General features: G+C 63.5%; 15 protein-coding genes. 3 read left to right on the top strand and 12 right to left on the bottom strand.

Going from position 1 to position 14,348, the window contains the following annotated elements:
• Positions 1-31: 31 nt before the first annotated feature.
• Entirely contained in the window at positions 32-319 is a 288-nt protein-coding gene (locus tag ACRQ5J_RS21950) for a type II toxin-antitoxin system HicB family antitoxin (protein ID WP_432379775.1), read from the bottom strand.
• A gap of 278 nt (positions 320-597) precedes the next feature.
• On the opposite strand from ACRQ5J_RS21950, the gene ACRQ5J_RS21945 reads away from it, so the two are divergent.
• The gene (locus ACRQ5J_RS21945) at positions 598-1,245 is read left to right on the top strand and encodes a CCXG family PEP-CTERM protein (protein ID WP_432379773.1); all 648 of its coding nucleotides are present in this window, start codon (positions 598-600) and stop codon (positions 1,243-1,245) included.
• Between the two features lie 96 nt (positions 1,246-1,341).
• Here the strand turns inward: ACRQ5J_RS21945 and ACRQ5J_RS21940 are convergent, their stop codons facing one another.
• The 11 genes from ACRQ5J_RS21940 to ACRQ5J_RS21890 all read right to left on the bottom strand — a co-directional run bounded on the left by ACRQ5J_RS21940 (position 1,342) and on the right by ACRQ5J_RS21890 (position 11,471).
• Positions 1,342-3,144: a PhoH family protein gene (locus ACRQ5J_RS21940; RefSeq protein WP_432379771.1), complete on the bottom strand. Its 1,803-nt coding sequence runs from the start codon at positions 3,142-3,144 to the stop codon at positions 1,342-1,344.
• 260 nt (positions 3,145-3,404) lie between these two features.
• Positions 3,405-3,860 (bottom strand): peroxiredoxin, encoded by a 456-nt coding sequence (locus ACRQ5J_RS21935; RefSeq protein WP_432379769.1) that lies wholly within the window; start codon positions 3,858-3,860, stop codon positions 3,405-3,407.
• A 21-nt stretch (positions 3,861-3,881) separates the two neighbouring features.
• Positions 3,882-4,826, bottom strand: coding sequence for a polysaccharide deacetylase family protein (locus ACRQ5J_RS21930; RefSeq protein WP_432383707.1), 945 nt, complete (start codon positions 4,824-4,826; stop codon positions 3,882-3,884).
• Between the two features lie 21 nt (positions 4,827-4,847).
• Positions 4,848-5,963, bottom strand: a complete 1,116-nt coding sequence (locus ACRQ5J_RS21925; protein ID WP_432379768.1) for a bifunctional UDP-4-keto-pentose/UDP-xylose synthase — start codon at positions 5,961-5,963, stop codon at positions 4,848-4,850.
• Positions 5,908-6,831, bottom strand: a complete 924-nt coding sequence (locus ACRQ5J_RS21920) for a formyltransferase (protein ID WP_432379766.1) — start codon at positions 6,829-6,831, stop codon at positions 5,908-5,910. Before ACRQ5J_RS21920 ends, ACRQ5J_RS21925 begins: the two co-directional genes overlap by 56 nt.
• Positions 6,824-7,834: a glycosyltransferase gene (locus tag ACRQ5J_RS21915; RefSeq protein ID WP_432379764.1), complete on the bottom strand. Its 1,011-nt coding sequence runs from the start codon at positions 7,832-7,834 to the stop codon at positions 6,824-6,826. The genes ACRQ5J_RS21920 and ACRQ5J_RS21915 overlap by 8 nt, the downstream gene beginning before the upstream one ends.
• A complete protein-coding gene (locus ACRQ5J_RS21910) occupies positions 7,831-8,970 on the bottom strand; it encodes a DegT/DnrJ/EryC1/StrS family aminotransferase (protein ID WP_432379762.1) in 1,140 nt (379 codons plus the stop codon). The genes ACRQ5J_RS21915 and ACRQ5J_RS21910 overlap by 4 nt, the downstream gene beginning before the upstream one ends.
• Before the next feature lie 51 nt (positions 8,971-9,021).
• The gene (locus ACRQ5J_RS21905; protein ID WP_432379760.1) at positions 9,022-9,393 is read right to left on the bottom strand and encodes an SMR family transporter; all 372 of its coding nucleotides are present in this window, start codon (positions 9,391-9,393) and stop codon (positions 9,022-9,024) included.
• A gap of 16 nt (positions 9,394-9,409) precedes the next feature.
• Positions 9,410-9,685, bottom strand: a complete 276-nt coding sequence (locus ACRQ5J_RS21900) for a hypothetical protein (RefSeq protein WP_432379758.1) — start codon at positions 9,683-9,685, stop codon at positions 9,410-9,412.
• Positions 9,661-11,070, bottom strand: coding sequence for an ArnT family glycosyltransferase (locus ACRQ5J_RS21895; protein ID WP_432379756.1), 1,410 nt, complete (start codon positions 11,068-11,070; stop codon positions 9,661-9,663). Before ACRQ5J_RS21895 ends, ACRQ5J_RS21900 begins: the two co-directional genes overlap by 25 nt.
• A gap of 20 nt (positions 11,071-11,090) precedes the next feature.
• On the bottom strand, positions 11,091-11,471 hold the full coding sequence (locus ACRQ5J_RS21890) for an Mth938-like domain-containing protein (RefSeq protein WP_432379754.1): 381 nt from the start codon (positions 11,469-11,471) through the stop codon (positions 11,091-11,093).
• Between the two features lie 187 nt (positions 11,472-11,658).
• Between ACRQ5J_RS21890 and ACRQ5J_RS21885 the strand changes: the two genes are divergently transcribed.
• A complete protein-coding gene (locus ACRQ5J_RS21885) occupies positions 11,659-12,891 on the top strand; it encodes a pyridoxal phosphate-dependent aminotransferase (RefSeq protein ID WP_432379753.1) in 1,233 nt (410 codons plus the stop codon).
• 104 nt (positions 12,892-12,995) lie between these two features.
• Positions 12,996-14,318 carry a homoserine dehydrogenase gene (locus ACRQ5J_RS21880; protein ID WP_432379751.1) on the top strand — a complete coding sequence of 441 codons (1,323 nt, stop codon included), beginning with the start codon at positions 12,996-12,998 and terminating at the stop codon, positions 14,316-14,318.
• Positions 14,319-14,348: the final 30 nt, after the last annotated feature.

Genomic DNA, 14,348 nt, shown 5'->3' with positions numbered 1-14,348 from the left:
CCGGCGCGGGCTTGGGTCCTGTCGGGGGGCGCTAGCCTGCCGGCGGATCGTCCAGGCGCGCCAGGTCGAGATTGATCAAGGCCCAGATGCCGCCGACATAGCCCGGTTCCTGCAACAGCGATTCCACGTCGGAAGGTTTGATTTCGAACGAGCGGCCTTGTTCGACCAGTTGGCCGACGTGGCCGTAGATGGCTTTGGCGGCATTGCTCATGGCTTTGTCCACCGTCTCGCCTGTTGTGACGCAGCCCGGAATGTCCGGCACCGTGACGCCGTATTTTTGCGTGCCTATCGTCCGCTGGATCAGGATAGGGATGTCCATGGTGTCTACCTCGACAGTGGGGAAACACGGGCAAAATCAATAACTTGGATGTGTAGTGTCATACAGCTTGCCGCCGGTTTCAAGCAATTTCTCTGAACGGTTTTCCGCTTTTGTTCGACGCTTTAAGCGATTGACATCGATAATTGCCTCAGATAACATTTAAAACATGCCGAAAGGCATCTAAAATATTTGTGTAGAAATACACAACGCCACGGTCCCATATCCCCGTACCTGGTCAAGCGCCACGCTTTATTCACCTAACCACTTCGGGGATCATCATGAAATTTGTCAAACTCGCGGCCTTGGCCGTTGCTATGGCGTTCAGCACGGCTGAAGCCGCTGTCATTACTTTCCAGACCGGTTACTCCAACGCCGGCGCACAAGGCTCCGCCATCGAGTATCGCGATGTGGTGGAGGCGGCTGTTGCCAATTCGTCGCATTCGACCGTGCTCAACAACTACGACATCGTTTCCAACCAGTCGCTGTTCGGCGCCGGCGCCAACCATATCGCCTTCAAATCCACGATCAATTTCGGCCTCGATGCGGCTGGCAGCTACGCGTTCCGCGCCGGTGTCGACTTCGGCAATGGCGGCGCCGTGTTCCTCGACGGCCAGGCGGTCGCCTTCAAGAGCAGCGATATGTGGTGGGCGCACAGCTATAACAACACCAATTCGGTGTTCAGCGTCGGCAGCCAGGCGCTGGCGGCCGGCAACCACACCCTGACCATCTACGGCCTCGAAGGCTGTTGCGACGGCGGCCAGCAAGTGCAGTTCTCGGCCAACGGCGCGGCCTTCCAGAGCTTCAGCGCCGACACGCTGCGTTTGGCTGCGGCGGTGCCGGAGCCGGAAACTTACGCCATGATGCTGGGTGGACTGGGGCTGGTGGGCGCTATCGCCCGCCGCCGGCGCGGCAAACCGGCAGCGTGAAAAAAGCCCCGCTGACATTGCTGTCAGCGGGGCTTTTGCCGGTGGTCCGTTGGGCCGTCCGTGGATTCCCGCCTGCGCGGGAATGACGGGGGCGGCTTACAGCACTTCGCTGGCGTGGTCCGCCAGGCGCGAGCGTTCGCCGCGCGCCAGGGTGACGTGGCCGCTGTGCGACCAGCCCTTGAAGCGGTCGACCACGTAGGTCAGGCCGCTCGAACCTTCGGTCAGGTATGGCGTGTCGATCTGCGCGATATTGCCCAGGCAGATAATCTTGGTGCCCGGACCGGCGCGCGTGACCAGCGTCTTGACCTGCTTCGGCGTCAGATTCTGCGCTTCGTCGATGATCAGGAACTTGTTGACGAAGGTACGGCCGCGCATGAAGTTCAGCGATTTGATCTTGATGCGCGAACGGATCAGGTCCTGCGTTGCCGCGCGGCCCCACTCGCCGCCGTCCGAATCGGACTTGTTGAGCACTTCGAGGTTGTCGTCGAAGGCGCCCATCCATGGCGACATCTTCTCTTCCTCGGTGCCCGGCAGGAAACCGATGTCCTCACCGACCGGCACCGTCACGCGGGTGACGATGATTTCGTTGTAGAGCTTGGTTTCCAGCACCTGCGCCAGGCCGGCCGCCAGGGCCAGCAGGGTCTTGCCGGTACCGGCCTGGCCCAGCAGCGTGACGAAGTCGCACTCCGGATTCATCAGCAGGTTCAGCGCGAAGTTCTGCTCGCGGTTGCGCGCGGTCACGCCCCAGACGTTGTTCTTGTTGTGGCTGAAGTCGCGCAGGGTTTGCAGCACGGCGGTCTTGCCGTTGATCTGCTTGACCTGGCCATAGAACGGCGCTTCGCCATTCTTCGGCTCCAGGAACACGAACTGGTTGACCAGCATCGACGGCACGAACGGGCCGGTCACGCGGTAGAACGTGGCGCTCTGGCCGTTCTTGTTCTCCTGCCAGGATTCGAGGTCCTTGCCGTGCTTGTTCCAGAAATCGTCCGGCAGCTGGACGATGCCCGAGTACAGCAGGTCGGTGTCTTCCAGCACGTGGTCGTTGAAGTAGTCCTCCGCCGGCAGGCCCAGCGCGCGCGCCTTGATGCGCATGTTGATGTCTTTCGACACCAGCACGATGGCGCGGCCGGCCTGCTCGGCTTCCAGCGAACGCACCACCGACAGGATCTGGTTGTCGGCCTTGCCCGATGGCAGGCCGACCGGCAGTTCCGCCGTTTGCAGGCGCGTCTGGAAGTACAGGCGGCCCTTGGCGTCCTTGTTGCCCAGCTTGGACAGCGGGATGCCGTTCTCGATGGCGTCGTCGTCGGTGTTGGAGACCAGCGCGTCCAGCGTGCGCGATACCCGGCGCGCGTTGCGCGCCACTTCGGTCATGCCTTTCTTGTGGTTGTCCAGCTCTTCCAGCGTCATCATCGGCAGGTAGACGTCGTGCTCCTCGAAGCGGAACAGCGACGATGGATCGTGCATCAGCACGTTGGTGTCGAGCACAAACATCTTGGTGCGGCCGGTCTGGTCGGCGTTGCGGCTGGTGGACGACTTGATCGTCACCTCGTTGGCCTTGTGCTTGGCCGGATGCGGCGCCTCGGCCACGATCGGCGTGACCTTGCCGCGCGGCGAAGGCTTGCCCTTGGCCTCGACTGCCTCGGCGGCGGCCTGCAGCACGGCCGGCGCGGCTTGCAGCACGGCGGCCACGGCCTTGGATTTGGCGCCCGGCTTGGCGGCTGCCGGTTTCTTTGCTACGGGAACGGCTTTAACGGTCGCCGCTTTCTTCGGCGCTGGAGCAGGCTCGGGGGCGATGTCGGCAACTGCCGCGAGGGCAGGCGTCACGCGGCCGGCGGCCTTGGGATAATCTTTTGCCAACAGTATAGTCGCTGGCTTACTTGGTATTTTTGGCAGTGGCATCAGGATCTCAATCGAAAGATATCTGGAGGAATCCGCCCATCGATGCAGGACGCTGCCGGGCGGACGGCAGCATTGACAGCGGATGGGGTGGATGCGATAGGGAAAAACGGTGAAAGACTGCCGAAGGGCATTGGTCTTGCCCGATGAGTACCGCAAGGTGGCCGGCTGGCCACCTAGGAGGGTAAGAGTTACAGTGTTGACTCAATGTGGTGTCGTTCCTACGGGTTGAGCAAACCGGAAGCCGCAGCGCACCGTAACAACTAAGCCTGGCGCGACACAAATTCCAGCACTTCATCGACGTGACCCGCTACCTTCACGCCTCTCCATTCTTTCACCAATTGGCCGTTAGCGTCAATCACAAACGTACTGCGCTCGATGCCGCGTACAGTCTTACCGTACATTTGCTTCATCTTCATGACACCGAACTGCTCGCAGACTTTTTCTTCCGGATCGGAAATCAGTTCAAACGGCAGGCCCAGTTTGGCGCGGAAGCCTTCGTGCGAGCGCAGCGAATCGCGGCTGATGCCGTAGATTTCGGCGCCGGCCGCCTGGAATTGTTGGTACAGGTCGCGGAAGGCCACGTTTTCCGTGGTGCAGCCTGGGGTGTTGTCCTTGGGGTAGAAGAACAGCACGGTATAACGCGCCGGGCGGCCGGACAACTGGAAGGTCCGGTCGCTGGTCATCGGCGCGGAGAAATCGGTTACTACATCAGCCACAGGCGTCTCCTAAGAGGGTTACTAAGCTTGGGCAGCACCTTGAATGATCAGCTGGCCCGAGCGTCCCGGCAATTCGCCCCAGGTGATGGGGCAAACCGGCATCGGCAGGGTACGTATCTTCTGATAGTAGTCAGCCATGGACGCCAATTGGTATCCTTGCGCTTGCCATCCTGCCAATAGCTGCTCGAATATGGGGGCGAGTTTCTGTCCTTCAAGCTCTGCATGCAAAGTATAAACGTGGTCGCGCGTGGCGCCCTCTGTCAAATTGAGCAGGAAAGCCGCGATATTGCCGACGCCGATGGTCACGCCGTTGATTTCGCGGCCTAAAACCTCGTCCAGCGTGGGCAGCGTGGTGGGCATCTGGATGTGCCGCAGCGGCTGGCCGCCGTCGCACAGGCGGTGCGGGCCGTCGGCCGGGTTGGCCAGCGTGCCGTCCGGGTTCAGCCCGCAGCGGCCGTCGGAGGCGTAGGCGTAGCCGGCGGCGTCGTGCTCGTGGAAGGCGCCGTTGTTCATCTGCCAGCCGGCGGCGCCGTGGGTGCGCGGCGCCGTGCCGAAGATTTGCGTGTGGCGCGCGGCTGCCTTGCGCATCATGGCGGACGACCAGGCGGCGTCGCGCCGGGCCACGTTGTCCTGCCACAGCACGTGGTCCCAGGTGTGGATGCCGCACTCGAAGCCGGCGTCGCGCACGGCGCGCAGCCCGGCCGCGCAGTCCTTGCCGATGTCGGGGCCGGGCAGCAGCACGCCGTACATCAGCGTCTTGAGGCCATAGTGCTCGACCACCGAGGTGCGCGACACCTTGCTGAAGAAGCCGGGCCGCAGCGCGCGGCGCAGCGCCCGGCCGGTGTGGTCCGGCCCGAGCGAGAACAAGAAGGTGGCGCCGGCCTGGCGCGCTTTCAGCATGCGCACCAGGTTGGGCACGCCCTCGCGGGTGCCGCGGTAGGTGTCGACGTCGATCTTCAACACCATCAAGGGTTTGGCGGCCAACGCTCAGTCCACCAGCGCCTGGGCCGCCGCCACCTGGCCGCGGTAGGCGTCGAAAATTTTCTTCAGCGCCTCGGCCATGGAGGTCGATGGCTTCCAGTCCAGTTCTTCGCAGGTGTTGGTGATTTTCGGCACGCGGTTCTGCACGTCCTGGTAGCCCTCGCCGTAGTAGGCGCCGGAGGTGGTTTCGATGAGCTTCACCTGCGCCGCGCCGGCCGCGTATTCCGGATACTGCCGGGCCAGGTCCAGCATCATGCCGGCCAGGTCGCGGATCGAGTAGTTGTTGACCGGGTTGCCGATGTTGTAGATCTTGCCGCTGGCGGCGCCGCCGCGGTTGGCGATGATCTTCATCAGCGCGTCGATGCCGTCGTCGATGTCGGTGAAGGCGCGCTTTTGCTGGCCGCCGTCGACCAGCGAGATGTTCTCGCCACGGACGATGTGGCCGAAGAACTGCGTCACCACGCGCGACGAGCCTTCCTTCGGCGTGTGGATCGAATCGAGGCCGGCGCCGATCCAGTTAAAGGGCCGGAACAGCGTGAAGTTCAGGCCCTCCATGCCATAGCCCCAGATCACGCGATCCATCAGCTGCTTGGCGTTGGAGTAGATCCAGCGCGGCTTGTTGATCGGGCCGCAGATCAGTTCCGAGTTCTCGGGATCGAATTCCTCGTCGTGGCACATGCCGTACACCTCCGAGGTCGACGGGAACACCAGGTGCTTGCCGTACTTGGCGGCCGAGCGCACGATCGGCAGATTGGCCTCGAAATCCAGCTCGAACACGCGCAGCGGCGCCTTGACGTAGGTGGACGGCGTGGCGATCGCCACCAGCGGCAGGATCACGTCGCACTTCTTGACGTGGTACTCCACCCATTCCTTGTTGATGGTGATGTCGCCTTCGAAGAAGTGCATGCGCGGATGGTCCAGCAGTTCCGGGATGCGGTCGGTGCTCATGTCCATGCCGTAGACGTGCCAGTCGGTGGTTTCGAGGATGCGTTTCGACAGGTGGTGGCCGATGAAGCCGTTGACGCCAAGGATGAGAACTTTTTCATGATGATTTTTCCAGAGATGTTTATGCCGCCGCAGCCAGGCGGGCCTGCAGCTGTTCCGCGGTGATGGCGACGCCATCGGCCGTGAGCGCGTCGATCGTCAGCATGCGGCCGTCGCCGCAGACGCCAACGATGCGGTGGTCGAGCACCGCCAGCCCGGGCGGCAGGCTGAGTCCGACCACATTGCCGGCCAGGCGCGCGCGCTGGATGACGTAGCGTACGCCATCGATGTCGGTGAACGCGCCTGGATAGGGAGGGGCGACCGCCCTGTGCAAATTGTAGACATGCTGCGCCGGCCAGCTCCAGTCGATGCGACCGTCTTCGGGCGTGCGGCCGCCGAAGTAGCTGCCCTGGCTCAAGTCGTTGTGCAGGCGCGGCGCGTGGCCGGCCAGCAGCGACGGCAGCACGCGCCACAGCGCCTGCTCGGCCGCCACCTGCACTTTGCCGAACACTTCGTGCGCCGTGTCGTCCGGCAGGATCGGCACCTCCATCTGCGCCACGATGGCGCCGGCGTCCGGCTTGACGGTCATCTCGTGCAGCGTGGCGCCGGTGACGGTGGCGCCGTGCAGCACCGCCCAGTTGACCGGCGCGCGGCCGCGGAATTCCGGCAGCAGCGAGCCGTGCATGTTGAACGCGGGCGCCACCTCCAGCAGCGCGGCCGGCAGCATGTGGCGGTAGTAGAAGCTGAACATCAGGTCCGGCCTGGCGGCCTTGACCTGCGCCAGCAGTTCCGGCGAGAGGGCATCGGCCGGCGTGATGTAGGGAATGCCTTCGGCCTGGCACAGCGAGATCACCGATTCGAACCAGATGTTCTCGCCGGCGCTGTCCTCGTGGGTCACCACCAGCGCCACATCGACGCCGCCGGCCAGCAGCACCTTCAGGCAGCGCACGCCGACATTGTGATAGCCGAAGACGACGGCGCGCTGGCGCGGTTCGAGTTCAGTCATGATGGCGCGCCACGCTGCGTTTCTCGACGCTGATCGGCAGCTCGGCGTGTTCGCCGGGCTTTTGCTGCAAAATGGTTTGCACCACGTAGCGCGGCCGCGCGCGCACCTGCTGGAAGATGCGGCCGACGTACTCGCCGAGCAGGCCGATGCCGAACAGGATCACGCCCATGAAGAAGAAGGCCACGGCAAACAGCGTGAACACGCCGTCCGCCTCGACGCCGACCACCAGCCGGCGGTAGGCCAGCACCACCACCATGATGGCGGAGAACAACGACATCGCCATGCCCAGCATCGAGTAGAACTGCAGCGGCACCAGCGAGAAGCCGGTGACCAGGTCGAAGTTCAGGCGGATCAGGCTGTACAACGAGTACTTCGATTCGCCGGCCGCGCGTTCCTCGTGCTCGACGATGATCTCGGTCGGGTTACGGGCGAAGCGGTAGGCCAGCGCCGGCACGAAGGTGTTGACCTCGCAGCACTGGTTCATCAGGTCGACCACGTTGCGGCCGTAGGCGCGCAGCATATTGCCCTGGTCGGTGATCTTGATGTTGGTGATGCGCTCGCGCAGCTGGTTCATGGCCTTGGACGCGTAGGTGCGCCACGCCGAGTCCTGGCGCTTGCGGCGGATCGAGCCGACGTAGTCGTAGCCCTCGCGGATCTTGGCCACCAGGTTGCCGATTTCCTCCGGCGGATTTTGCAGGTCGGCGTCGAGCGTGACCATGATCTCGCCGCGCGCCGCCTCGAAGCCGGCCAGGATCGCCATGTGCTGGCCGTAGTTGCCGTTGAATAGCACCACGCGCGTGACGTCGGGGCGCTTGCGGAACTGCTCGGCCAGCAGCGACACCGAGTTGTCGCGGCTGCCGTCGTTGACGAACACGATCTCGTAGGCGGAGCCGAGCTTGTCGAGCGCCGGGTACAGGCGGGCGAACAGCGCAGCCAGGCCCGCTTGCTCGTTGTAGATCGGGATGACGACGGAAATTTCAGGGTTGATCAGCAGGGCGGTCATTTGATCAGGATCGCTTTCACGGCTGCGACAGCACGGTCGACATCGGCCGTGGTCATGGCATGGAACATCGGCAGCGTCACGGTCAGGCGGCCGATCTTTTCAGCGATCGGGAACATGCCTGGCTTGAAGCCGCGCTCGCGGTACAGGGTGAACAAATGAATCGGCGCGTAGTGGTAGCCGGTACCGATGTTGTAGCCTTCCTGCATGGCGCGCATGAAGTCGGCGCGCGTGGTGGGACCGTTGTCCGGCAGGATGATCTGGAACAGGTGGTAGTTGCTGCTGTCGAAGGCTTGCAGCGGCAGCTGTGCGCCGGACTGCGCCTCAAATTCGGGGCCGAAGGCTTCGTAGTAGCGGCGCGCCAGCGCGCGGCGCTGCGCGGTGACGTGGTCGATATTGGCGAACTGGCCCAGGCCGATGGCGGCCATGATGTCGCTCATATTGTATTTGCCGCCGAGGACGTCGACATCGATGCCGTCGACGCCGCTGCGGGTCACGCCTTGCAGCCGGTATTTTTCCGCCAGCCTGGCTTCGTCTAGGTTGTTCAGCACCAGTGCGCCGCCTTCGCCGGTGGTGATGTTCTTGTTGGCCTGGAAGCTGAACGAGACGAAGTCGCCCAGGGCGCCGATGCGCTGGCCTTGCCACTCGGCGCCGAGGGCCTGCGCCGCATCCTCCACCACGCGCAGCTGGTGCTTGCGGGCGATGGCGTACAGGCGGTCCATGTCGACCGGCAGGCCGGACAGGTAGACCGGGATGATGGCCTTGGTGCGCGGCGTGATCGCGGCTTCCACCAGGTCGAGGTCGATGTTGCGCGTCAGCGGATCGATGTCGGCAAACACCGGCGTGGCGCCGACTTCAAGGATGACATTGGCGGTGGCCACCCACGAGATCGGCGTGGTGATGACCTCGTCGCCGGGGCCGATGCCGGCCACGCGCAGCGCGATCTCCATCGTGCAGGTACCGGAATTGAAGGTACGCACCGGGCGGCCGCCGACGTACTCGGACAGCTGGGCCTCGAAGGCGGCCACTTTGGGGCCGCTGGTGATCCAGCCCGAGCGCAGCACGTCGCCGACGGCGGTAATGGTGGCCTCGTCTATCGTCGGCCGGGAGAAGGGCAGGAAGGGCAGCGCAGCACTCATGGGGTATTAATCTAGTTGATGGGTGATCTGGCTGCAATTCTAAATTGTTCGTCAGGTGCGCGCTAGCCAAGCAACCCCTACGAGGATCACTAAAATGGCCATCAGGCGCTGCATCGACAGCGCCTCGCCGAACAGATACCAGGCCCCCAGCGCGGTCACCACATAGCCCAGCGAGAGCATCGGATAAGCGACCGAAACATCGACCCGCGACAGCGCGATAATCCACAGCACCACCGATAGCACATAGCAAGCAAGCCCGCCAATTATGGGGATCTGCGTTGCGACGCGCCAGCCGACGCTGAAAATATTCGCCAGCGTAATGTGGATTTCACCGATGTTGCGCGCGCCCGCTTTCAACAATAATTGGGCGACCGCGTTGAGCAAAACACCGAAGACGATGAAGCAAAAAGTAGCGAAATTCATTTTATGGTTTTGTTCATTACATATTGGTAAGGACGGCACGGCGGCTGTCCTGGGCGAGGATGCGGAACTGTAAACCGTGTCCTTGCATGACGCCCATTGTTTCGATGCCGACAATGGCCAGCGCCTTTTCGTGCCTGGTCGTGTGCGCGCGCCAGCGCTCGTAGAAAGCGTCCAGCGCCGGCACCGAGAGTTGCGGCTGCTGGCGCAGGCCGAAGGCGAACTCATCCCAGTACGACACCAGCGTGACCGGGCGGCCAAGATAGAAGGTCATCGACTGTTCGTAGACGAACACCGAGATACCGGCGTGTCCGGCTGCAGCTCGGGCTTGATCTGCAATGCCAGCGCCTTGCCGGAGCGTAGCTGGCCGTACGTCTCGAAGCCGGCCAGCAGCACCTGCACCGCGGCGAAACTGGCGATGGCCAGCGTCAGCACGGCGAGGTCGCGCCGCAGTTGGCGCGCCTGCAGCAGCGCCAGCGCGCCGCCGGCGGCGGCGATAATGGCGCCGGCCATCACCCACGGCTGGTACAGCTCCAGCAGCGCGCGCTCGTCCGGGTGGCGCGAGGCCGCTTGTATCATGTGCGGAATCATGGCGATGCCGGCCACGCCGGCCAGCACCAGCAGGCCGGCCGCCACCATGCGGCTCAGGCGCGAGGCGTTTTCCAGCTGCACCGCCAGCAGCATGGCCAGCGCCGGATACACCGGCAGGATGTAGCCCGGCAGCTTGGAACTGGAATAGCTGAAGAAGCAGGTGATGAACACCACCCACACCAGCAGCAGCAGCTTGGGCTGGAACACGGCGCCGGCCTGGCGCTGGGCGCCGTTGAACAGCGCCTGCGGCAGCAGGCCCAGCCACGGCATCACGCCGGGGATCAGCAGCACCAGGAAGTAGTACCACGCGCCTTCGCGGTGGTGGGTCTTGAGGAAGAAGCGCTCCCAGTGTTCGTGGATGAAGAAGAAGTGCGGCTGTTCCGGATTCTTCAGCGCCACCAGCACGAACCACGGCGCGGCGATGGCGAAAAACAGCAGCAAGCCCTTGGCCAGGTGCAGGCGTTTCCATATGGAAACGTCGCGCGACAGCAGCGTGTACAGCACCAGCACCGCGCCCGGCAGCACCACGCCGATCAGGCCCTTGGCCAGCACCGCCAGCGCCATGCCGGCCCAGCACAGCAGCATCCAGTTGCGCCGCCCGGCGGGCGTGGCGCCGTCGCGCTGGGCGATCAGCAGCGCGCCGAGGGCGAGGGTCATCATGCCGCTCAGGCCCATGTCGAGCGAGTTGATCTGGCCGCTGGCGACCCAGAACAGGCTGGAGCCGAGCACCACGCCGGCGTAGAAGCCGGCGCGGGCGCCGAACACGCGGGTGGCGGCGTAGCCGGTGAACAGCACGCCGCCCAGGCCGCACAAGCCGGTCCACAGGCGCGCCTGCCATTCGCCGAGGCCGAAGGCGGCGAAGGTCAGCGCGTTCATCCAGGTTTGCAGCGGGGGTTTTTCGAAGTACTTGATGCCGTTCAGGCGGGTGGTGATCCAGTCGCCGCTGGCCCACATCTCGCGCGCCATTTCGGCGTAGCGGCCTTCGTCAGGCGGGACCAGCGAGCGGATGCCCAGCGCATACAGCCAGACCAGGGCGAACACCGCCACCAAAGTCCAGACGACTTTCTTCGAGTTGTACAGGTCGTTCATCAGGCACGTCGTTATTGTATTTATGCGGCTGGATTGATGATCAGGGCCAGCGTGACCTTGCGGCCCTCACCCATCAGGATGTTGTAGGTGCGGCAGGCGGCCTGGCTGTCCATGCATTCGACGCCGATGCGGCGCATGGTCAGCGCGGCGGTCAGTTTCGGATGGATGAAGCGCTGGCGCTCGCCGGTGCCGAGGATCACCACGTCCGGACTGTCCTGGCCGATCAGGTCGAAGTGCGCGGCGGTCAGCGACTCGAAGGTCGGCGCGTTCAGCGGGCGCGGCGGCGTTTCCGGCAGCACGATCAGGCTGTAGTCGTAGCGTTCGGCGTTGATTTCGACGCCGCTGGCGTCGTAGCCGGTGACGGTCTGGTATTTCTGGGTATCGCTTTGATGGAGCTTCATGGCGTCATTGCTCTGTGAAAGTCGGCAAAAAAGAGCGCCATTGTAGCGTTTTCAGGGAGGCTCAGGCCTGAAAGGTTGATTAAATCGGCCCCTTTCGGCAGAATGGTTCTTTTCGCATTGCAGCACGGGCCGCGGCCGGGGTTTTGGCAGGTCAGAGAAGTTTGCCTCACATAAACAGGATTTTATTTTGCGACCGATTCAAAAATCGAACAAACTGGCGGAAGTCTGCTACGAGATCCGCGGCCCGGTGCCGGAAAAAGCCCGGCAGATGGAGGAAGAGGGCCACAAGATCACGAAGTTGAATATCGGCAACCTCGCCGTGTTCGGGTTCGACCCTCCGGACGAGATCGTCCAGGATATGAAGATGAACCTGTCCAACGCGGCGGGCTACACCGATTCCAAGGGCATGTTCGCGCCGCGCAAGGCGGTGATGCACTACACGCAGGGCAAGAACATCGCCGGCGTGTCGATCGACGATATCTACCTGGGCAATGGCGCCTCCGAGCTGATCGTGATGTCGATGAACGCGCTGCTCAACAACGGCGACGAGGTGCTGGTGCCGGCGCCCGATTATCCGCTGTGGACGGCGGCGGTGTCGCTGTCGGGCGGCACGCCGGTGCACTACATCTGCGACGAGCAGCAGGACTGGTATCCGGACATCGACGACATGCGCAGCAAGATCACGCCGAACACGCGCGCCATCGTCGTCATCAACCCGAACAATCCGACCGGCGCGCTGTATCCGGTCGAGCTGCTGCTGCAGATCATCGAGCTGGCGCGCCAGCACGACCTGATTATTTATGCCGATGAAATTTACGACAAGGTGCTGTACGACGGCGCCCAGCACGTGTCGATCGCCTCGCTGGCCGACGACGTGCTGTTCGTGACCTTCAACGGCCTGTCGAAGAATTACCGCGCCTGCGGCTACCGTTCCGGCTGGATGGTGGTGTCGGGCGAGAAGTCGCACGCGAAAGACTATATCGAAGGCCTCAACATGCTGGCCTCGATGCGCTTGTGCGCCAACGCTCCGGGGCAGTTTGCGATCCAGACTGCGCTCGGCGGCTACCAGTCCATCGACGATTTGGTGGGCCCGGGCGGGCGCCTGTTGAAGCAACGCGATCTGGCCTACAAGCTGCTGACCGAGATTCCGGGCGTCACTTGTGTCAAGCCGAAAGCGGCGCTGTATATGTTCCCCCGTCTTGATCCGAAGATCTATCCGATCGCGGATGACCAGCAGTTCGCTTACGAGCTGCTGGCCGAAACAAAAGTGCTGATCGTCCAGGGCAGCGGCTTCAACTGGATCGCGCCGGACCACTTCCGCGTCGTGTTCCTGCCGAACTCGGACGATATGGTGGAGGCTTTCGGCCGCATGGCCAAATTCATGGAAAGCTACCGCAAGCGCCACGGCGCCAGCTTTTAACGCCGTCGTTCCCGCGCAGGCGGGAATCCATGCTGAGTCTCAGTGCCAGCGTTGTATGGATTCCCGCCTGCGCGGGAATGAAGAATGAGATCTTTGGGATTTATATGAAACCAATCAAAGTAGGCCTGTTAGGCGTCGGCAATGTCGGCGGCGGCACGTTCGATGTGCTGGAGCGCAATCAGGAAGAAATCCGCCGCCGCGCCGGCCGCAGCATCGAAGTGGTGGCCGTCTCGGCCCGCAACCTGGAGCGCGCCAGGACGCGCACCGGCGGCAAAGTGCAGGTGGTGGCCAACCCGGCCGACATCGTCAACGATCCGGAAATCGACATCGTCGTCGAGCTGATCGGCGGTTACGACGAGGCGCGCCAACTGGTCCTGCAGGCCATCGCCAATGGCAAGCACGTGGTCACCGCCAACAAGGCGCTGCTGGCCGTGCACGGCAATGAAATCTTCAAGGCGGCGCAGGACCGGGGCGTGATGGTGGCGTTCGAGGCGGCGGTGGCCGGCGGCATCCCGATCATCAAGGCGCTGCGCGAAGGGCTGACCGCCAACCGCATCGACTGGTTCGCCGGCATCATCAACGGCACCACCAACTTCATCCTGTCCGAGATGCGCGACAAGGGCCTGGACTTCGCCACCGTGCTGAAGCAGGCGCAGCAACTGGGCTACGCCGAGGCCGATCCGACCTTCGACATCGAGGGCGTGGACGCGGCGCACAAGGCCACCATCATGTCGGCGATCGCCTTCGGCATCCCGGTGCAGTTCGACAAGGCGCACGTGGAGGGCATCTCGCGGCTGAACGCGGTCGACATCAAGTACGCCGAGCAGCTGGGCTACCGCATCAAGCTGCTGGGCATCGCCAAGCGCGCCAAGGTGGGCGGCAAGGAAGGCGTGGAGCTGCGCGTGCACCCGACGCTGATCCCATCGAAGCGTTTGATCGCCAACGTCGAGGGCGCGATGAACGCGGTGCTGGTGCAGGGCGACGCCGTCGGCGCCACGCTGTACTACGGCAAGGGCGCCGGCTCGGAGCCGACCGCGTCGGCCGTGATCGCCGACCTGGTCGACATCACCCGCCTGGCCACGGCCGATCCGGAACACCGCGTGCCGCACCTGGCGTTCCAGCCGAACGCGATGACCAATATCGAGATTCTGCCGATGGCGGAAGTGACCACCAGCTACTACCTGCGCATGAACGTCAGCGACGAGCCGGGCGTGCTGGCCGACCTGACGCGCATCCTGGCCGACGGCGGCATTTCGATCGACGCCATGTTGCAAAAGGAGCCGGCCGAAGGGGAAACCCGCACCGACATCATCTTCCTGACGCACCAGACGCAGGAGAAGCACGTGAGCGCCGCCATCGCCAAGATGGAAGCGCTGTCGACGGTGGGCGGCAGCGTCACCAAGATCCGCCTGGAAAACCTCAGCTAGGTTTGTAGCGCCTCAATACGGCCGGGTTCA

This window comes from Duganella sp. P38 (assembly GCF_050859475.1).
GTDB lineage: Bacteria > Pseudomonadota > Gammaproteobacteria > Burkholderiales > Burkholderiaceae_D > Rugamonas.
This window is presented reverse-complemented; position numbering and strand designations above follow the sequence as displayed.